We start from the raw sequence: 18,510 nt of genomic DNA, 5'->3' as shown, positions 1-18,510 counted from the left end.
CCAAAAACTCCCGTTGTCGCTTTGCGACCGGGAGTTTTTGCTGTACTTTTCAGTTTCAGCGGCAACCAAGACGATTAAACAACTGCTGACCAAACTTCAATGAAAGTGCGGATCGGCACCAACCTTAACCAAGGTGACCTACTCCACACTTTTCTGAACTGCTTGAATTTCCGCCTGCGAAGGCAATCCCAGACGCCAGAAGGCGGCGCCTTTCAAGTTGTACCGCTTCGCGAGGCCGATTACTTTCGGCAGCGATGTTTCGTTCTCACTCGCGAAGGAAACTCCAAGCATTACTTTCTCCTTCGGGACCTGTTTCAGTGTCAGCCTGATGGCTTCGTCAATGCTGCGTAACGGTTCCGGCGATTTCTCGTCCCCATAGGCGTAGGCCATGACAACAATATCATCCGCCATAGCGCCAAGCTTTGCATAATCATACCCCAGAAACCAGCCGTTCAACGGCTGCAGGGCTAGAGACAATTTCAGCCCTTGGCTCTTCGCTTTCCCGGACAGCACAGATACAAAATCCGTCAGCTCCTTCTGATCATCGGCAGCCTTCTGCAACCCGGCAGCCGATGCAGGTACCGTTTTTCGGCCCAGGCCTTCGAAGTCCAGCTGAATCCCTTGAAACCCGTTCTCTGAAGCAAGGCGAACCAGTTCATCGGCAGCCGCATCGCGTAAAGATGCATCCCTGAGCAGCTTGGACAGCTCTCCTTGTGCGTCGTCTGCAAACACCATAAGATACGTTTCCGTGCCTGCCGCTGCCGCATCACCCACGATGCTCTCTGCGGTTACCTCTCCGGAAGGCTGCGGCCAGTTAAATACAGCCCCGTTCTGAACTACACGGGCCCCAGCATCCAGGCGGGTCCACCCGAACGAAACGGAATCGAATTGCGGCAGCAGGGACACGTCCGAGAAGGAGCGGATGGCATAAAACGCCCTAGTGTGCAGATCCCGTTTCGGAGATAAGATCTCTACCTGCTTTGCACCCGGGTTCCAGCTTACTTGCGCTCCGAATTGCGAGCTGAAGAAGTTCAATGGCACCAGTACATTGCCGTTGATTTGAATCGGGCCGGCGGCCAACTTCATGGCTGAACCGTCCACCACCGCAGTCGTTCGGCCGATGGTAAGCACCACTTGCCGCTGCTTTCCGTCAACGATCCCGTTCGCAGTGACCTTTTTGGAAGCTGAAGACCATTGGACGCTGATATTCAGCGCTTCCGCAATAGCGCGGAATGGCACCATGGTTACCCCTTTTTGGAAAGAAGGCGGTGATGGAAACGGCAGAGCATAGCCGTCTAGCATTACACCTGTTTGGGAACCTGCTGATGAAGCAGCCGCAGTTGAAGAAGCTTGTACAGGCGTTACTGCTAATGCGCCTGTCAGCAGAATAGCTGTGCAGGCTAGAAAGGCTGCTTTACGGATATGATGAAATGTAGAAGTTGTATCAGTATCGCGATGAAGATCCAATTTGGCCACGCTCCTTCTCCTAAACTATCAATCTATCAACCTCATGTATACCATTTTTTAGGAGAGGCAGGCAAGCATTTTTTCGACAAGGTTTTGCCAACGTTTTGTAATATTTCTGCGTGGCATTCGCCTGTTTGAACCGTTATAATGAAGAAAGCAACAGGGTTTGTGAAAAGTTGAACTTGTTTGCATACTCAGTTCCAACCCTAACAGCAACGAATGGAAAGGCAGGTGTCTGCAGTGAACAACCGTGGACTAAAGTGGCTGACGACCCTTTCCTGCATCGGCATGTTTCTGGTTCTGCTGGCAGGCGCCGTCGTTACAAATACGGAATCCGGCAGAGGCTGCGGAACGGATTGGCCGCTGTGCAATGGAAAGTTTGTGCCCGCATATACGATAGAGTCCGTAATTGAATACAGCCATCGTGCCGTTACAGGACTTGAAGGCATATTAGTATTGGCTTGTGTAGCAGCCGTCGCCTTTAAAGTAAGGGAGCGCCGGGATTCCCTGTATTATGCTTTAGGAGCTCTTTTCTTTACTGTGCTTCAGGCTGCTTTGGGAGCAATGGCCGTGATCTGGGAGCCGACCGCCGCCATTATGGCGCTTCATTTCGGCATCTCCCTGCTGGCCTTTGCCTGTACGCTGCTGCTGGCGATCAGCATTTGGCAAAGGGGGAATACTTCTTCCGCGCTATTAACCGGAACGAAGACGATGGTAAGCAAAGGTTACCGCAGCGGTGTATGGCTGATTGCAGTCTATACCTACATCGTGGTTTATATCGGAGCCTATGTCCGGCATACCGATTCCGGAGCCGGCTGCCTCGGATGGCCGCTTTGTAACGGTGAGGCGGTTCCGGAGTTCTCCGGCGCAGCAGGTATCGCTTTTATGCACAGGATCGCAGCAGCCTTGCTCTGGATTGCTATTGCATCGCTGGCCGCAACGGCGTGGCGGAAATATAAATCGGAGAGTACTGTCGTTCTAGGCAGCATGTGGGCGCTCGCCCTGGTCACCGCTCAAGTTTTCAGCGGTGCGCTGCTGGTAACTACGATGGGGACGGATTTGTATCTTTTCACCATTTTGCTTCATATTATGCTGGTTTCCGGTTTGTTTGCGGTTATCAGTTTCCTATGCATCACTACATTCAAAGCAGCCCGTAACTAAGGTACGGGTTGCTTTGCCGCGTTAAGCAGGAATTGCTCCTGTGTACATAGAAACGTTGGAAGACTAATCTTAGGAGAGAGCGAACCCATGAATTTTGCCAACCTGCGTCAATTTATCGAAGTACTGCGTAAAGAAAACGATATTGCCATTATCGATGCCCCTGTGGATCCGAACTTGGAGATTGCTGAAATTCATCGCCGCGTTATCGATGAACAAGGGCCCGCTTTGTTATTTACCAATGTAAAAGGGAGCCCGTTTCCCGTCGTTACCAATTTGTTCGGTACCAGCCGGCGTGTGGATCTTGCGTTCGGCCCCCGGCCGGAACAGCTGATGAAACAGCTTGTGGGCGCCTTGGATACGCTGATTCCCCCAACGCCTAAAGCGCTGTGGAATGAGCGGGGGATGCTGCTGGACCTGATGAAGGTCGGCCTGAAAAAGGTACAGCCTTCGGAAGCCCCGGTCCTGCAGGTATGCGACACCGATGCTCCCATGAGCAAACTGCCTGTGCTGACAAGCTGGCAGGAAGACGGCGGCCCTTTTGTAACGCTGCCTCTGGTTTACACGGAGCACCCGGAGACGAAGCATCATAATTTGGGTATGTACAGGATGCAGGTATACGACGGGAATACAACGGGAATGCACTGGCAAATCCACAAAGGCAGCGGCTTCCACTATCATGAAGCGGAGAAGAAGAACCAGGCGCTGCCGGTAACCGTGTTTCTCGGGGGACCTCCCGCATTGATTGCTTCGGCGATTGCGCCGGCACCGGAGCATTTACCCGAGTTATTATTGGCTTCCCTGATTCTAGGCAAAAAGCTGCCGACCGTCCAAAGTCCGCACGGCGGACATAAATTAGTGGCCGAAGCTGAGTTCGCGATCTGCGGCGAAGTGCCGGCACATGTCCGGCGCCCGGAGGGGCCGTTCGGGGACCACTACGGTTATTACTCGCTGACACATGATTTTCCTGTGTTCAATATTAACCGGGTGTATCACCGGAAAGATGCGATTTATCCGGCAACGATTGTCGGCAAGCCGCGCCAGGAAGACTATTACATGGGCGAATTCCTGCAGCGGCTGCTGTCGCCGGCGTTCCCAATGGTCATGCCCGGCGTGAAAGAACTATGGACTTACGCCGAAACAGGGTTTCACCCGCTGGCCTCCGCTATTGTAAGAGAAAGCTATGCTCGGGAATCGCTTGGCTCCGCGTTCCGAATTCTCGGCGAAGGCCAGTTGTCGCTGACCAAATTCCTGATCCTTACCGATCAGGCCGTGAATCTCGAAAACTTCGCTCAGCTCATGGAAGCAGTGCTGGAGCGCTTCGATCCCCGGAAGGACCTGTTTATATTCAACAAAACGTCGCATGACACGCTGGACTACACCGGACGCCAGTTGAACCACGGCAGTAAAGCCGTATTGCTGGGTACCGGCGCCCCGGTCCGCGAGCTGCCGCGCGTTTATGACGGAGGACAGATTGACGAAATTGACGGAGCGGCCGTCTATTGCGGCGGATGCCTAGTCGTCTCCGGCGCTTCTTACGAACGTGAGCCCGAGCTGGCCCAGCGGCTGCTGCGGCGCGTAAAAACACAGCTGTCAGGCTGGCCGCTGATCATCCTTGTCGATGACGTGTCTATCGCTCACGATCAGACCGCCTTCTTGTGGACTGTGTTTACGCGATTCAATCCGGCCCACGACATGTACGCGGACGCAGAACTGCTGCAACATCATATCGGCTATGAACTGCCCATCGTAATCGATGCCCGTATGAAGCCGGGTTATCCCGATGAACTGTTCCCTCGTGAAGACATTGTGGACCTGGTCTCAGGCCGCTGGAAAGAATATTTCCCATTGGCTTAACTAGACTAAGGGAGATAGAACGGGAGGTAGCTCCTAATGAATAAACCTAAGGCCTCCTGGCTCCCGCACCTCGGATTCATAGCCGTTTATGTGTTGTGGGGAGTCAATCTGACCTCTATGAAAATCGGAGGCCGGGAGTGGGATCCAATCCTCTTTAACGGGCTGAGGTATGCTTGTATCGTTCCCATTCTTTGGGCGTATACTGTGGTGTACCAGCGGTCCAAAAAGCAGTCTTTCCGCATGGCACCCAAGGATCTGCTGTGGATCATCCTGCTTAGCCTTGCTTCTACGGTCGGTATGGAAGTGGTGCTTTCTTATGCGCTGCAATATTCGAGCACTTCCAACGGTGCTGTTCTAGGACGCGGCTTTATGCCGATCGTGACAGCCATCATTGCCTTAATTTTGATGGAAATCCGGCTTACCTGGAGAATGGCGGCGGGGATACCGCTGGCTTTCGTGGGCGTAGTTATTATCGTGTCCGGGAAAGGGCTGCATTTCGGAGCCGATACACTCAGAGGAGATGTACTGCTTCTGATGAGGAGTTTTATCGGCGCATTCTATTTAATATATATGAACAGGCTGGTTGCGAAGTATCCTCTGCCTTTGTTAATCACATTGGAGATGACGTTCGGCGCGCTTTGGCTCCTGCCTTATGTACTGTTCAACATTAACGGTGCTTATCTGGGTTCGATTAGTCCTGCGGGATGGTGGAGCCTTGCCTATACTTCCATCTTGGCTACATTGGCTGCTTTTACTTTGCATAATTGGAGTCTGGGAAAGCTGGGCCCTTTTAAATCCTCGGTATACGGTTACTTGCTGCCGGTAACGGCGGCTGTGGCCGGTGTGCTGATTTTGAAGGAACAAATTACGTTAGCTGAATACCTCGGTGGAGCAGCTGTTCTGATTGCGATGTATCTTGTGCAAGCCGACCGGATGCAGCAGGCCAAACGAATGACGGCGCCCAGACCCGAGGAAGGAGTGTGAACGGTGTGCTGAAAAAGTTGTTACTGAATGAACCACAACCGGAAGAAAGCGGATTGCTCAGGGAAGCCAGTCAGGACATCGAACGCTTCCGCCGGCGCCTCCATGACTACAACGGACGGCAAAAGGAAGGCGCAACGCCAAAATACCGCAGAATTGAGCTGTGGACGAGCGGACTGATGATGTCGTTAAGCGAGCTGGATCAGAGCGTCTATGCCGCAGGGCGGTATGCTGAGCGCATCCGGAAAACCTCTTTGAGCAATATGACGGAGGAAGAGCAGCAGGACTATTATCTGCACGTATATTATTATAAAAATGCGTTTATCCGGCTTTTTTCCCTTTTTGACAAAATCGGTTATTTCCTGAACGACCTGCTGGACCTGCAAACGGAGAAAACCAAGCCCAGATTCTCTTACTTTACGGTGCTGCGCCAAATGCAGAAAAACCATACTGAGGAAAAGCTGGCGAATACGCTGTACAGCTTAAAAGACCGCTATGATGAGCCGCTTCGAAAGCTGCGGGAACAGCGGAATACTGAAATTCACTTCATGAATGCGGAAATGCAGGATGATCTGCTGCGGGTTTATGAAAAATATAATCCGAAGGAACCGCTGGAAAATGTGAAGCAAAATATGGCCGACCTCCGTCAAGGACTGGAAGCTGCCCTGCACACGCTGCGTGAGGTGTTTACGGAAAGCTACCGGAGAATTGCGGAAAGTCAGGCTTAAGAAGGCACAGGCTTACGGGTACATACACACGGGGAGGTGCATGTCGCGTGAAATTGCAAAATCGTACGGCCTTGATTACAGGAAGCGCCAAAGGTTTGGGGCGCATGACGGCACTGAAGCTGGCTGAAGAAGGATGCAACGTAGTGATCAACTATGTGAACAGCAGGGACGAAGCGGCACAGTTAGTCGAGCAGCTGCATGCTGAAGGCGTCAGAAGTGCGGCTGTGCAGGCGGACATTTCGGTCCAGAAAGATCGGCTCCGGCTTATGGAAGAAGCGCAGTCATTAGTCGGTCCCGTGGATATTCTGGTTAACAATGCGGGGCCTTTTGTCCGGGAGCGCCGTCTGTTCAGCGAGTACACATCGGCTGAGATCAATTATCTGATGCAGGGGAACCTGCTGGGAGTGATGGAGCTGGACCTCCTCCTGCTTCAGGGGATGCGCCAAAGACAATGGGGACGCATCGTGCATTTTGGCTTCGGCCATGCCGCGGAGGCCCGCGGATGGCCTCACCGGGCCGTGTATGCCGCGGCCAAAGTCGGCCTGGTCTCGTTCACCAAGACGCTGGCGGTGGAAGAGGCGCCGCACGGCATCACGGTGAACATGATCTGCCCCGGCGACATTCGCGGGGCGAACAAAGAGAAGCTGATCAGCGAAGTGGCTCAGCTTCAGGACGATGAGTCTCCCCGCGGCCGTCCGGGAGCCGGTGAGGACGTGGCGCGGATCATCTGCTTCCTATGCCAGCCAGAATCGGATTTTGTTACAGGCAACATCATCGACGTTAACGGCGGACTGGATCCGATCCGGTCGCATATCAAGAAACCGCTGACATAGGAAAGCGTTCAATTAAGGAAGCTAACGCCTTCCAGCAGACATGTTTTGGATATGGTAACATCAATCGGGTTGAGAGTAACCATTTCGCCGCCGTTAGTGATATGAGATTTCACTAACACAATGTGCACATCAAGTTAGTGTTACCACATAGTACTAAGGGGGCTCCGGGCATCTTATTGGTTGAGAGTAATTGCCCGGCACCCCAGTCCACAAAAAATCGCCCCCGGGTTACCGGGGGCGATTTATAAATAAATTAGAATACCTGAACAACCTCATTAATGCCTTCTACTTCTTCAACCAATGCGCGCTCGATACCCGCTTTCAGGGTAATCGTGGAGCTTGGGCAGCTTCCGCAAGCACCCATCAGTTTCAATTTCACGATGCCGTCTTCCACATCAACCAGTTCCACGTCACCGCCATCGCGCTGAAGGAACGGGCGAAGCTTATCTAGAACTTCTAAAACCTCATCGTACTGAGAGTTTTGTACTGTATCGCTCATTTGATTCAACTCCTTTCTTTTATTATTATATAACAAACGGGTCAAAAATAAAATGGTGCAAACCGATAAGGCTAGGTGAACTTACTCCATGATACCCATCATAGAATTTTGCGCCAGCAATATGCATCACGGCACGGATGCCGTGATGAAGAAACTGGAGAGCAACCCTGAATACGATGTGATCGAATACGGCTGCTTAGGCAACTGCGGCGAATGCTACTTGTTCCCTTTTGCCATCGTCAACGGGGAAATTGTAGCGGCTCCGACCGCAGATGAATTGTATGAAGCGATTATTGCTAATATTAAGGAATACCAAAAGCAGTTCGACTTTGATCTCGATATAGATTAACCGAAATGATGTTTCGACATCCACAGGACGCCGCTTTTAAGAACACGCGGTACACGTCCCATAATGGCGCGCTTGCCCATCATGCCGAAGCCGGCTTTTTTGCCGAGTGACCCGAGAACCCCTTTGAGCTTGATTTGTCCGAGCTCGGGGGTTTTTCCTTTCCAAATGGCGGTAATCACTTCGACAACCTGCTTTCCTTGCGCTTCCGCAGCCTGCGCGCTAGGGGAGAAAGGCAGGGAGGCACAATCGCCGACGACGAATACTTCCGGATGTTCGGGAATCTGATGGTACTCGTTCAGCAGCACGCGCCCCTGAGAATCTTTGGGCACTTTCAGCTCATGGACGACTTGGACAGGCTGAATTCCGGCAGTCCAGACGGTTGCGTCCGTGTAAATCGGATTTACATCTTTATCCCACAGTACCCCATTTTCCAGCCGGGTCAACGAAATAAAAGACTGCATTTCCACTTCATGTTCCAGAAACCACTCCCTGACATAATCCTGCAGCTTCGTTGGAAATGCCGACAAAATGCTTGGTCCCCGGTCAATAATCCGGATGTTTAAATCCGGACGGCTTTCCCTCAGCTCGGAAGCCACTTCGACACCGCTTAGCCCGCCGCCGACGATGGAAACCTGCCCGTAAGGCTTCACATCGTTCAGTGCCTGGTATGCTTTGCGCGTACTGGAAAGCGACTGAATGCTATGGGAGTATGTTTCTGCGTCTAAAATTCCGTGGTATTTATCCGTGCATCCTAAGGCAATTACGAGCCAGTCATAAGAGATCGCTTCTTCCCCGTTCAACTGGATCGTCTGCTGTTCAAGATTAATTTCCGTAACGTTACCGTACTTAAGAATCAGCCGCGGATCTTCAGGGAAGCCGACGCGGATGTCCATATCGGATACCGTCCCGGAAGCCAGTGCGTAATATTCGGTTTTAAGCCCTTGATAAGGCATCCGGTCGATCATCATGATCGACGTATCCTTAGGCAGTTCTTTCTCCAAGAGTTCCATAGCCACTGTTAAACCGCCGTAGCCGCCGCCGAGAATTACAAAATTTTTCATTATGCACGCGATCCTTTCAAAAGAAATATAAATTTGAAAAGGTTGTCTCTAATCTGTACCCTTCTCCAGTGCGGTTTCAAACTTGAATGCAGACGCTTGTCCCAGCCCGTTACTCGTATACCTTGATTTCGTTATAAAATGTATCCCGTTCCACGGGAATCCGGCCCGCGCCTTTAATCAGCCAGACTAGCTCGTCACGGGTCAATCCGTCCGGTGTCAGGGCGCCGGCAGCATGGCTGATCCGTTCTTTAATGATGGTTCCATGGGCGTCGGAAGCGCCGAACGTCATGCCCAGTTGGGTCAGCTGAGTCCCGATGTTGATGAAATAGGCTTTGATGTGCTGGAAATTATCCAGCATCAGCCGGCTGATCGCAAGCGTCCGCAGATCCTCATAAGCCGAATTGCGGCGCTTGATTCCCGCATTGCGGTTAATCGGCTGCATGGACAGCGGAATAAACACCATGAAGCCGTTAGTCTCATCCTGCAGCTCACGCAGGTATATCATGTGCTGCACGCGCTCCTCCAGCGTTTCGATGGAACCGTAGAGCATGGTGGTATGAGTTTTTAAACCGAGCTCGTGGGCGGCCCGATGAACATTCAGATACTGCTCGACATTGGCTTTATCCACATGCATTTTGTCGCGGTAACGGTCGGACAGAATCTCTGCTCCACCGCCCGTAAGCGTATCAAGGCCGGCTTTCATTAGCTCTTGAATGACCTCTTTAAAGCTGAGTCCGCTGATCCGGGAGAAGAATTCGATTTCGGCGCCCGTATAAGCTTTTATTGTAACGCCGGGGAAACGGTCTTTCAGGGCTTTTAAAGAATCTACATAATATTGAAAAGGGACATGGGGATTGTGGCCGCCGACGATATGAAACTCGCGGATGCCGGGGTGGTAATGCTGTTCGACATACTCAATCATTTGCGGACCGCTTAGCGTGTAAGCTCCTTCTTCGCCTTCATCTTTACGGAAATTGCAGAACGCACAGTGCGATTCACATACATTGGTGAAATAAAGGCTCATGTTTTCGATAAAATATACCTTTTTGCCGTTTTTGCGCATATTTACCTTGTTTGCCAGTTGACCGATGGTTAATAAATCATCCGACTGATACAGGAATACGCCGTCTTCAAGTGAAAGACGTTCACCGTGTTCCACTTTCTCGGCGATTTCCGCCATGCGCCGGTCCGGACTGCTAATAATCAAACTCATAGGTAAGCCTCCTCATCCACTCAGGAAAAAAACCGGATTTCCCCGGTTTTATGTCTATTGGCCGATTCTTTTACTTCTGTATACAAAACTGTCCTTATTATAAACCTGTTAGCGAAAGGGGGCAATACGACTCGTGCAAAATGTAAACATAAGGCAGGGGGAATGGCACTTGAGGCATAGGGAAATAATCAGTATACTATAAATAGGTAAGCATTCATGGACCTAAAGGAGGCATTTGCCATGATTCATATAAGCGAAACCGCGGCAGACCGGATTAAGGAAATGCTGGCGGCCGAAGAAACACCGAACTTGTTCCTGCGTCTAGGCGTTAAAGAAGGAGGATGCAGCGGCTTCTCCTACGGAATGGGATTTGACGATGAGAGCCAGGAGAACGATCAGGAGCTTGATGTCCAAGGATTGAAAGTAGTGGTGGACGGTACCAGCCTGAAATATTTAAACGGACTTGAGATCGATTTTAAAGAGTCTGCCATGGGCGGCGGCTTTACCATCAATAACCCGAATGCAACGGCAACGTGCGGCTGCGGAAGCAGTTTTAGAACAGCTGCCGATGCGGGGAAACCCGACGCGGACTGCTGACGGGCAACGGGAAGGATCCTTCCGTGAATTCATGAGGAATGAATTCCGGAAGGCCTTTTTTGGATATTCCGAAGGGGGCGCTTATGTCTACAACTGTAAAATGGATTCTGGCCCTGGTCCTTGCCGTTGTGCAGGCAGCCGCATGGATCGCAGCAATCGGGCTTGAATTTCAGACCTACATGTACATCGTACTGGGTGCCGTGGCGACCATTTTCACGGTATTTTCTATCGAGAAATTTATCGACAATCGTAAATATATCGATGATCTGAAAGACGATCCAAGGCGGTAATGCCAGGGTGAATATACTTATGAATTTAGAAGAAAGGCCGGGAGAACGTTCCCGGCCTTTTTGGCATGGGCATGAACCTGCAGCCCCTCCGCCGTTGTCCCTTCCGACTGAAAAGGGGCTTTTCCTACAGACAAACATCCAAGAGACATATACCCTTGATGAATATGTTTACAGTACAAACGTTACCTATCCCCAGCATAAAGGAGAGTTGGACATGGAGGAAATGGAAGGCGTGATGCACATCAGGGCGGCCCAGGAAGACGGTTCATCGCCGGAGTTGTCGGGGAACGAACTGGAGGACACCGGCCAGGTGACCGGTTCGGAGCCTAAGACGTCTCCGGAAGCTCCCCAGCCGTCGGAAGAACCGATGCCCGAATGGGTTCAGGCCGCCATCCAGGGAGTAACGGCATTGCCCAAGAGAAGGCAGCTAGCAAGCAAATGGGCCAAAACGATTGTATTGCTCAGTGACCGGCGCGTCGCAGGGCACATACCGGAATCGAGATTGTACACTACGCAAAATCTGCTGGTGATGCTGAACAAATATGGCTCCGTTGTCATGAAACCGATCGTAGGAGCCGGCGGGCACGGGGTGATCAAAGTGAACCGCGGGGCAAATGGATACAATTTGTACCATTACAGCAGAGTTCATGCGGGACTTAGTTATAAAGGGTTGACCCGCCTGATCGGGAAAATCCGTAAGCGGCGGCGGTATATGATTCAGCGGACCATTCATATGGCGACGATCTCGGGACGTCCGATCGACTACAGGGTGAAAGTACAGAAAATAGGGCACAATTGGCATTTCCGTGCTTTAGTAGGAAGGCTTGCCAAACCGGGATTGTTCGTGACCAATCTTTGCCGCGGAGGGACACAGCTTACGGCGGCACAAGGGATAGCCAGATCGCTTTCGCCAAAGCTGGTAAGGCACAAGAAGAATGAAATGAAAGAGCTGACACGCAGCTGCTCAAAGATTCTTGAGTCAAAGTTTCCCGGTATCTCGCTGCTGGGGTATGACTATGGAATCGACCGGTCCGGCCATATCTGGATTTTCGAAGTGAATACACGCCCGCAATAACGGCCAAGCGCTGTCAGGTTCACTGGCGGCGCTTCTATGTGATTAATATATCTATGAAACTATTAATAAATGATTAAAGTTTATTATCATAGAAACTGGTTGGGGACATGTGTATAACTTTGTGCACAAAATCCACACCGGGCTGTACAGGAAACAACAACCTTACCCACACCTTATACACAGGCTATCAACAAAATGCTGTGGATAACCGAACGGTTGTTCTATATTTTATGGCATGTTAAGATATGGAAACCAACCGTGATTATTCCATATTGTTGGTACTGTAGCGTTGACACTCTAATCTGAAAAATGAAAGGTGGAGGTGATTATGAACGTTATCAGCAATGAAGTTTTAGTAGAATCTTATTTCAAGGCGGTTGACCTGGACCTGGAAGACGAGTTTATTTATCTGCTGCTTGCCGAGATCCACAAACGCAATTTAAATATAGAACAGACTGCGCATGCAGCCGGTGCCTAGGCACGGACAAACGAAAAGAGGCCCTGCAGGGGGCCTCAGCCAATAGGGAGCCTTTGCTACTAGCATGGGTTCCCTTTTATTTTTGCCTGGGAAGCAGAAGCTGTCGATCTTTCTTTGGATAAAAACCAGCCGCCTACTGCGATTGCAATGAGGATCCCCCAGAAAATCATCTTCCATACCGGGTCCTTTGGGAACGTTTTGGGAAGGACAGCGATATCGGGATGGGCGAGAGCATAGATAGCGAGTTTAACGCCTACCCAGCCGACAATACAAAAGGCAGCCGTTTCCAGACCGGGTCTCTGCTCCAGCAGCCGGCTGAAGTAGGACGCTGCAAACCTCATAATCACCAGGCCTATAATGCCGCCTGCAAGTATGACTAGAAACTGGCCGCCGTCAAGTCCGCCAATCGGAGGGAGATCCGTCTCCGGAAGAGTAATAGCCAAGGCAACTGCAGCCAGAATGGCGTCAATCGCAAATGCAATGTCTGCTATTTCCACCTTCAGAACGGTGATCCAGAAATTCTCTTCTTTATTGCCGTGCTGTTTACTTGCAAGCTGCTTCTTAAATACATATCTCTTCAGCAGATGACTTAATGAGATGTACAGCAGGTAAGCGGCCCCGACGGCCTGGATGTACCATACATCCGCCAGATAGGAAATAAGGAATAAGGAACCGAAACGGAACACAAACGCACCGGCTAATCCATAGAACAGTGCTTTCTTTCTTTGAGCTTCGGGCAGGTGCTTGACCATAATGGACATAACCAGAGCGTTATCTGCAGCCAGTATGCCTTCCAAAGCAATCAACACAAGTAGAACCCATCCATATTCCAGCAGTAATCCCGTATCCATGGTATCCCTCCGATGAACAGAATTGCTTTACAGCCGCTAAGGTTTGCAGCAGCTTCTTCGTCTGTTATACGAAAGGTCATTTCCTGGGTTTCAGAAAAAATGCCATGGATTGGAATTACATGATCCACTCCTGGATTGCCGCATTAGTCGTCGTGCCGCATTGGCTGCAATAAAAAACATGGATGCACCGGCCCGAAGCCAAGTCCATGAAGCCGTTCGTAAGCTTCTCTTCATCGATATCACGGTAAGGTGCGTACGGGCCAAGAAAATCATTATATTTACCGCGGTCTTCCGTCGGAGAACCGCAGTTCCGGCAAGCTCCTTGAAGCGAGTCCAGCCCGTTGCACAACGGACAAAGCATAGACAAAAGGCATTCCTCCTCCATATGTTGGTTGGAGTTAGAATGCCCTGATGCAGCTTATAGCATGTGCCTAAAACTTCATGTTAGAACTGTGTCCAGGCGAAAGCTTGGCTTCCGGATCGAAGTACACTTTAGCGTTGTTAATAGCTGTCGGAGCTTCACCGAAGCCTACTGCAATTAGCTTCAGCTTGCCCGGATAAGTAGTGATGTCACCTGCTGCAAAGATGCCTGGAATTGAAGTCTCCATGCGGGAATCTACTACGATCGACCCGCTTTCGATAGTCAATCCCCACTCCGCTATCGGGCCCAAGGAAGAAACGAAACCGTAATTTACAATGACTGCATCTACTTCCAGCTCCAGAGTTTCACCGGTCTTGCTGTGCTTTACAACAGCCTTTTCAATAAGATTATCCCCGGATAAGCCGCTGATTTCATAAGGAGTCATAATCCGGACGTTCGAGTTCATAAGATTCTCTACACTGTGTTCGTGAGCACGGAATTTGTCCCGGCGGTGAACGAGCGTAACCTGCTCTGCAATCGGTTCTAGCATCAATGCCCAGTCAACGGCAGAGTCCCCACCGCCTGTCAGAAGGACTTTCTGTCCTTTGAAAGCGTTCAGGTCGTTTACAAAATAGTGCAGATTCTTCTTCTCGTATTTGGCAGCGTCTTCAAATTCCAGCTTCCGCGGTTCGAAGGCGCCTACCCCTGCGGTAATGATAACCGATTTGGCAAAATGGGTCGCTTTGTCGGTAACGATCTCAAAATCGCGTTCTCCGCGCTTGACGACGTTCTGCACCTTTTCTTCAAGGCAGATGTCGGTCTGGAAATGCCCCATCTGGGCGCGAAGATTATTCACCAGTTCAATGGCTGTGACTTTCGGGAATCCGGCTACATCGTAAATATATTTCTCCGGATATAATGCGGCTAGCTGTCCGCCAAGCTGAGGCATACTTTCGATGATTTTCACGGACGCCTGGCGCATTCCGCCGTAGAAAGCCGCGAACATGCCGGCCGGGCCGCCGCCAATGATGGCGATATCCGTTTGATTCGATGATTGCTGTAACTCAGACAATCTCCACACCTCCGTTATTGGTAAACCTTCTTTATTAGTAGTACGAACCATTAGATTCCATTATAAACGTCCGCACAGGCGAATGAAATAGGGAAAGATGATTATAAGAAACACTGATAAAACGTTACAAATTCTACCACAGGATACGCTTCATGGCGTCAAATCATACTTGAAAATTCCCTGGTGAAAAGATAAGATGTTCGATGTATGTTCTCATAGGATTTGCCGTTTTTACAATGTTTTGTGTAAAGTTTCACAATATCTTTATACCCCGGATTAATTTAAAATAGAGATAAAAATAAGGATAGGGAATGGAAGGGATCAGACCAATATGAGCCGTATACCAAGAATCGTCATCCTCGGAGCGGGGTATGGCGGGATCATCACTGCTTTGCGACTTCAGAAAGAGCTGAACTACAACGAAGCGGACGTTACACTGGTAAACAAACATGATTATCATTACATCACAACCCACCTTCATATGCCGGCTGCAGGTACGGACCATTTTGAAAATGCCCGCGTAAGCATTTTGAAGCTGATTGATGAATTTAAAATTGATTTTGTTAAATCGACCGTAGTTCAAATCCGCACGCAGGATAAGAAGGTGATATTGGAAGACGGCACCCTTTCCTATGACTATCTAGTAATCGGTCTCGGCGGAGAGCCTGAGACGTTCGGAATCCCGGGACTTCTGGAGAACGCGATGAATATCCGGAGCATTAATACCGTACGCCATATTAAAGAACATATCGAATATCAATTCGCTAAATATAAGAAAGAGCCGCGCCGCACAGACTATTTGACATTTGTAGTAGGCGGTGCGGGTTTCACCGGTATTGAATTTATCGGCGAACTGGCGGACCGGATTCCGCAGCTGTGCAAGGATTTTGACGTGGATCCGGCTTTAGTAAAGGTTTATAACGTAGAAGCGGCTCCTACCGCTTTGCCCGGCTTTGATCCTGAGCTGGTGGAATACGCTATGGACGTTCTTACCAAGAAAGGTGTTACATTCAAGATCGCTACGGCTATTAAAGAATGTACTACAGATGGCGTCCAGCTTGCAGACGGGGAGTTTATCAAGTCGCAGACTGTGATTTGGACCGGCGGGATCCGGGGCAACCGCCTCATCGAGGAAGCAGGCTTCGAGGCGATGCGCGGCCGCGTGAAAGTAGATGAATTCCTGCGTGCACCGGGACATGAGAACGTGTTTATCGTGGGGGACGGCTCCCTGGTAATCAGCCCGGAGAACCGCCCTTACCCTCCGACAGCCCAGATTGCGATGCAGCAAGGCGTCGTTTGTGCACAGAACCTGGTCGGTTCCATCCGCAACACCTCGCTGAAGCAATTTGAGTATAAGAGCAAGGGCACCGTGGCTTCGCTAGGGAAGGGTGAAGCAATCGGAGTTGTCGGCGATAAGAAAGTGAAGGGATTCTGGGCCGCGCAGTTGAAGAAGATGATCGACATCCGGTACCTGTTCATTATCGGGGGCATTCCGCTTGTACTGAAGAAGGGTAAATTTTTCTAGGACTGCCTTAACAAGAAGCTGAAGCTACAGGGAGGCCATCTGTGAGACACTGCAGCGTACAGGTCCGGGGGCTGCTGACCCGTGATGAGCTGGACCGTTATAATGCGCTGATTGAAGTCGGGCATTATCTGGAATCCCAAAGCCGTCACGACCTCAGTTCCATCGTCCAAAAAGAGATCGATATCCTGATACTCCCGGCCATCGAACGGCTCAAAGAAAAGAGCCGGCAGCGCGACCGCGATACGGAAACGTATTTGCGCCAGAAGGCGCTTGCCGAAGAGATGGCGAGAATTCAGGCCGAAGATGACGAAGACTAGAGCTCCGTCCCTGTCTGTTTGACAAAGGACGGCCGGAGAGCGTATAGTAGAAACAAGTTAATACATGTGTCGGAGATTCGGAGAGCACAGCGTACCTATAGTCTAGGGAACGTCTGTGCTTTTTCTGCATTCGGCTCCGCACAAACGAACCGGGGGGACGCCACGTTGTCGGAACGTTATATTCTTGCTTTGGATCAGGGAACGACAAGTTCCAGGGCAATCATTTTTGATAATCAGGGGCAGATTGTATCTACCGCTCAACAAGAGATTCAGCAGCATTTTCCTAAACCCGGCTGGGTGGAGCACAATGCGAATGAGATTTGGGTGTCCGTCCTGGCGGTCATTGCCGGTGCCTTAACCGAGGCGCATTTGAAGGCGGATCAGATCGAAGCCATCGGGATTACCAATCAGAGGGAAACGGCTGTAGTATGGGACAAAGCTACGGGAGAGCCGGTTTATCACGCTGTTGTATGGCAATCCAGGCAGACAGCGGACATTTGCGAAGAGTTGAATAAGCAGGGGCTCGGGGACTTGTTCCGCAGCAAAACCGGGCTGCTGATCGATCCTTATTTCTCCGGAACGAAAGTGAAGTGGATTCTGGACCATGTAGAAGGCGCCAGAGAGAAGGCGGAGCGGGGGGAGCTGCTGTTCGGCACGATCGATACGTGGCTCGTCTGGAAGCTTAGCGGGGGTTCGGCGCATGTAACGGATTACTCGAATGCTTCCCGGACACTGATGTACAACATTTATGAGCTTCGGTGGGATGAGGAATTGCTGAAGGCGCTGACTGTACCTGCCGCCATGCTTCCCGAGGTGCGCTCTTCCTCGGAAGTGTATGCCCATACCGTTCCGCATCACTTTTTCGGCTGTTCCGTGCCGATTGCCGGCATCGCGGGAGACCAGCAGGCGGCGCTCTTCGGTCAGGCCTGCTTCGAACAGGGGATGGCGAAGAATACGTACGGCACCGGGTGCTTTATGCTGATGAATACCGGGGAGAACCCGATCCGCTCTAAGCATGGCCTGTTAACCACCATAGCGTGGGGATACGGCGGCAAGGTGGAATATGCGCTGGAAGGCAGCGTGTTCGTTGCCGGTTCTGCGCTGCAGTGGCTGCGGGACGGCCTGCGGATGATCAAATCCGCGGCGGACAGCGAATCCTACGCCGGACGGGTGGAATCCAGCGAAGGCGTGTATGTAGTGCCGGCCTTTGTCGGGCTGGGCACTCCGTATTGGGACAGCGCTGCCCGCGGTTCCGTGTTCGGCTTAACGCGGGGCACGACGAAGGAGCATTTTATACGTGCAACGCTGGAGTCGCTGGCCTATCAAAGCAAGGATGTACTCCAGGCAATGGAGGAAGAGGCCGGCATGAGCCTGAAGCAGCTCCGCGTGGATGGAGGAGCCGTCAAGAATGAACTGCTGATGCAGTTCCAAAGCGACCTGCTCGGGGTTCCCGTGGAACGCCCAGTTATAAACGAAACGACAGCGCTTGGCGCCGCATATCTCGCAGGTCTCGCCGTCGGTTATTGGGCAAGCCGTGAAGAGATTTCCAAGCAGTGGAAAGTCGGCGCTGTTTATGAGCCGTCTATGGATAATGGGAAGCGGGACGCTTTGTACCGCGGATGGAAACGGGCCGTGAAGGCGACACAGGCATTCGCACAAGAGGAATAACAACAAGACAACATAATAAAGTCAGGTTGGAGACCAGGAGTAAACCGCAGCACCCGCCTGTCAGTCGATTTTTGTGCGGCTGACAGGCGGGTTGTTGACGGTTTTTTGGCATGATAAATAGAGCAGGGCG

The 18,510-nt window shown here is 51.1% G+C and carries 20 protein-coding genes; 13 read left to right on the top strand and 7 right to left on the bottom strand.

The window, feature by feature from the left end:
• Nucleotides 1-138 precede the first annotated feature (138 nt).
• A complete protein-coding gene (locus ACFSUF_RS14955) occupies nt 139-1,476 on the bottom strand; it encodes a stalk domain-containing protein (protein ID WP_377603780.1) in 1,338 nt (445 codons plus the stop codon).
• 231 nt (nt 1,477-1,707) lie between these two features.
• Here ACFSUF_RS14955 and ACFSUF_RS14950 point away from each other — a divergent pair, with 231 nt between their 5' ends.
• The 5 genes from ACFSUF_RS14950 to ACFSUF_RS14930 all read left to right on the top strand — a co-directional run bounded on the left by ACFSUF_RS14950 (nt 1,708) and on the right by ACFSUF_RS14930 (nt 7,024).
• Nucleotides 1,708-2,628 carry a COX15/CtaA family protein gene (locus tag ACFSUF_RS14950; RefSeq protein WP_377603778.1) on the top strand — a complete coding sequence of 307 codons (921 nt, stop codon included), beginning with the start codon at nt 1,708-1,710 and terminating at the stop codon, nt 2,626-2,628.
• 87 nt (nt 2,629-2,715) lie between these two features.
• Nucleotides 2,716-4,482 carry a menaquinone biosynthesis decarboxylase gene (locus ACFSUF_RS14945; protein WP_377603776.1) on the top strand — a complete coding sequence of 589 codons (1,767 nt, stop codon included), beginning with the start codon at nt 2,716-2,718 and terminating at the stop codon, nt 4,480-4,482.
• Between the two features lie 36 nt (nt 4,483-4,518).
• Entirely contained in the window at nt 4,519-5,466 is a 948-nt protein-coding gene (locus ACFSUF_RS14940) for a DMT family transporter (RefSeq protein WP_377603773.1), read from the top strand.
• A gap of 5 nt (nt 5,467-5,471) precedes the next feature.
• Nucleotides 5,472-6,191: a Cthe_2314 family HEPN domain-containing protein gene (locus ACFSUF_RS14935; protein WP_377603771.1), complete on the top strand. Its 720-nt coding sequence runs from the start codon at nt 5,472-5,474 to the stop codon at nt 6,189-6,191.
• Between the two features lie 53 nt (nt 6,192-6,244).
• The gene (locus ACFSUF_RS14930; RefSeq protein ID WP_377603903.1) at nt 6,245-7,024 is read left to right on the top strand and encodes an SDR family oxidoreductase; all 780 of its coding nucleotides are present in this window, start codon (nt 6,245-6,247) and stop codon (nt 7,022-7,024) included.
• Nucleotides 7,025-7,277: 253 nt separating this feature from the next.
• Here ACFSUF_RS14930 and ACFSUF_RS14925 read toward each other — a convergent pair whose 3' ends face one another.
• Nucleotides 7,278-7,523 (bottom strand): NifU family protein, encoded by a 246-nt coding sequence (locus ACFSUF_RS14925; RefSeq protein WP_377603769.1) that lies wholly within the window; start codon nt 7,521-7,523, stop codon nt 7,278-7,280.
• Nucleotides 7,524-7,611: 88 nt separating this feature from the next.
• Here ACFSUF_RS14925 and ACFSUF_RS14920 point away from each other — a divergent pair, with 88 nt between their 5' ends.
• Nucleotides 7,612-7,872 carry a YuzB family protein gene (locus tag ACFSUF_RS14920; protein ID WP_377603767.1) on the top strand — a complete coding sequence of 87 codons (261 nt, stop codon included), beginning with the start codon at nt 7,612-7,614 and terminating at the stop codon, nt 7,870-7,872.
• Here ACFSUF_RS14920 and ACFSUF_RS14915 read toward each other — a convergent pair.
• Together ACFSUF_RS14915 and mqnE are read right to left on the bottom strand one after the other, a co-directional pair.
• Nucleotides 7,869-8,933, bottom strand: a complete 1,065-nt coding sequence (locus ACFSUF_RS14915) for an NAD(P)/FAD-dependent oxidoreductase (RefSeq protein ID WP_377603765.1) — start codon at nt 8,931-8,933, stop codon at nt 7,869-7,871. The two genes, ACFSUF_RS14920 and ACFSUF_RS14915, sit on opposite strands and share 4 nt — an antisense overlap.
• A gap of 109 nt (nt 8,934-9,042) precedes the next feature.
• Nucleotides 9,043-10,146 carry an aminofutalosine synthase MqnE gene (mqnE, locus tag ACFSUF_RS14910; protein WP_377603763.1) on the bottom strand — a complete coding sequence of 368 codons (1,104 nt, stop codon included), beginning with the start codon at nt 10,144-10,146 and terminating at the stop codon, nt 9,043-9,045.
• 216 nt (nt 10,147-10,362) lie between these two features.
• Here mqnE and erpA point away from each other — a divergent pair, with 216 nt between their 5' ends.
• From erpA to sda, 4 genes are all read left to right on the top strand, one after another.
• Nucleotides 10,363-10,743: an iron-sulfur cluster insertion protein ErpA gene (erpA, locus tag ACFSUF_RS14905; RefSeq protein ID WP_377603762.1), complete on the top strand. Its 381-nt coding sequence runs from the start codon at nt 10,363-10,365 to the stop codon at nt 10,741-10,743.
• Between the two features lie 83 nt (nt 10,744-10,826).
• Complete coding sequence (locus tag ACFSUF_RS14900) at nt 10,827-11,033, top strand: hypothetical protein (protein WP_377603760.1); 207 nt, start codon at nt 10,827-10,829, stop codon at nt 11,031-11,033.
• A 367-nt stretch (nt 11,034-11,400) separates the two neighbouring features.
• Nucleotides 11,401-12,108 carry a YheC/YheD family protein gene (locus ACFSUF_RS14895; protein ID WP_377603901.1) on the top strand — a complete coding sequence of 236 codons (708 nt, stop codon included), beginning with the start codon at nt 11,401-11,403 and terminating at the stop codon, nt 12,106-12,108.
• Nucleotides 12,109-12,436: 328 nt separating this feature from the next.
• Nucleotides 12,437-12,586, top strand: a complete 150-nt coding sequence (gene sda, locus ACFSUF_RS14890; protein ID WP_377603758.1) for a sporulation histidine kinase inhibitor Sda — start codon at nt 12,437-12,439, stop codon at nt 12,584-12,586.
• A 59-nt stretch (nt 12,587-12,645) separates the two neighbouring features.
• Here the strand turns inward: sda and ACFSUF_RS14885 are convergent, their stop codons facing one another.
• From ACFSUF_RS14885 to ACFSUF_RS14875, 3 genes are all read right to left on the bottom strand, one after another.
• The gene (locus ACFSUF_RS14885; RefSeq protein WP_377603757.1) at nt 12,646-13,437 is read right to left on the bottom strand and encodes a TerC family protein; all 792 of its coding nucleotides are present in this window, start codon (nt 13,435-13,437) and stop codon (nt 12,646-12,648) included.
• Nucleotides 13,438-13,552: 115 nt separating this feature from the next.
• Nucleotides 13,553-13,804, bottom strand: coding sequence for a hypothetical protein (locus ACFSUF_RS14880; RefSeq protein ID WP_377603755.1), 252 nt, complete (start codon nt 13,802-13,804; stop codon nt 13,553-13,555).
• A gap of 64 nt (nt 13,805-13,868) precedes the next feature.
• Nucleotides 13,869-14,870 (bottom strand): NAD(P)/FAD-dependent oxidoreductase, encoded by a 1,002-nt coding sequence (locus tag ACFSUF_RS14875; protein ID WP_377603753.1) that lies wholly within the window; start codon nt 14,868-14,870, stop codon nt 13,869-13,871.
• A 331-nt stretch (nt 14,871-15,201) separates the two neighbouring features.
• Between ACFSUF_RS14875 and ACFSUF_RS14870 the strand changes: the two genes are divergently transcribed.
• The 3 genes from ACFSUF_RS14870 to glpK all read left to right on the top strand — a co-directional run bounded on the left by ACFSUF_RS14870 (nt 15,202) and on the right by glpK (nt 18,380).
• Nucleotides 15,202-16,395, top strand: a complete 1,194-nt coding sequence (locus ACFSUF_RS14870) for an NAD(P)/FAD-dependent oxidoreductase (RefSeq protein WP_377603751.1) — start codon at nt 15,202-15,204, stop codon at nt 16,393-16,395.
• Between the two features lie 41 nt (nt 16,396-16,436).
• On the top strand, nt 16,437-16,712 hold the full coding sequence (locus ACFSUF_RS14865; protein ID WP_377603749.1) for a hypothetical protein: 276 nt from the start codon (nt 16,437-16,439) through the stop codon (nt 16,710-16,712).
• 165 nt (nt 16,713-16,877) lie between these two features.
• Nucleotides 16,878-18,380 (top strand): glycerol kinase GlpK, encoded by a 1,503-nt coding sequence (gene glpK, locus ACFSUF_RS14860; RefSeq protein WP_377603747.1) that lies wholly within the window; start codon nt 16,878-16,880, stop codon nt 18,378-18,380.
• Nucleotides 18,381-18,510 lie beyond the last annotated feature (130 nt).

Source organism: Paenibacillus gansuensis, assembly GCF_042684925.1.
Lineage (GTDB): Bacteria > Bacillota > Bacilli > Paenibacillales > DY6 > Paenibacillus_N > Paenibacillus_N gansuensis.
Note: the sequence above shows the minus strand (reverse complement) of the source record. Positions and strands in the feature narration are given on the sequence as shown.

Bases quoted from the DNA above. Each gene is read 5' to 3' on its own strand.
- ACFSUF_RS14920 (WP_377603767.1), top strand. From the start codon at position 7,612: ATGATACCCATCATAGAATTTTGCGCCAGCAATATGCATCACGGCACG.
- sda (WP_377603758.1), top strand. From the start codon at position 12,437: ATGAACGTTATCAGCAATGAAGTTTTAGTAGAATCTTATTTCAAGGCG.
- erpA (WP_377603762.1), top strand. From the start codon at position 10,363: ATGGACCTAAAGGAGGCATTTGCCATGATTCATATAAGCGAAACCGCG.
- ACFSUF_RS14870 (WP_377603751.1), top strand. From the start codon at position 15,202: ATGAGCCGTATACCAAGAATCGTCATCCTCGGAGCGGGGTATGGCGGG.
- ACFSUF_RS14915 (WP_377603765.1), bottom strand. From the start codon at position 8,933: ATGAAAAATTTTGTAATTCTCGGCGGCGGCTACGGCGGTTTAACAGTG.
- mqnE (WP_377603763.1), bottom strand. From the start codon at position 10,146: ATGAGTTTGATTATTAGCAGTCCGGACCGGCGCATGGCGGAAATCGCC.
- ACFSUF_RS14945 (WP_377603776.1), top strand. From the start codon at position 2,716: ATGAATTTTGCCAACCTGCGTCAATTTATCGAAGTACTGCGTAAAGAA.
- ACFSUF_RS14925 (WP_377603769.1), bottom strand. From the start codon at position 7,523: ATGAGCGATACAGTACAAAACTCTCAGTACGATGAGGTTTTAGAAGTT.
- ACFSUF_RS14895 (WP_377603901.1), top strand. From the start codon at position 11,401: ATGCCCGAATGGGTTCAGGCCGCCATCCAGGGAGTAACGGCATTGCCC.
- ACFSUF_RS14885 (WP_377603757.1), bottom strand. From the start codon at position 13,437: ATGGATACGGGATTACTGCTGGAATATGGATGGGTTCTACTTGTGTTG.
- ACFSUF_RS14900 (WP_377603760.1), top strand. From the start codon at position 10,827: ATGTCTACAACTGTAAAATGGATTCTGGCCCTGGTCCTTGCCGTTGTG.
- ACFSUF_RS14940 (WP_377603773.1), top strand. From the start codon at position 4,519: ATGAATAAACCTAAGGCCTCCTGGCTCCCGCACCTCGGATTCATAGCC.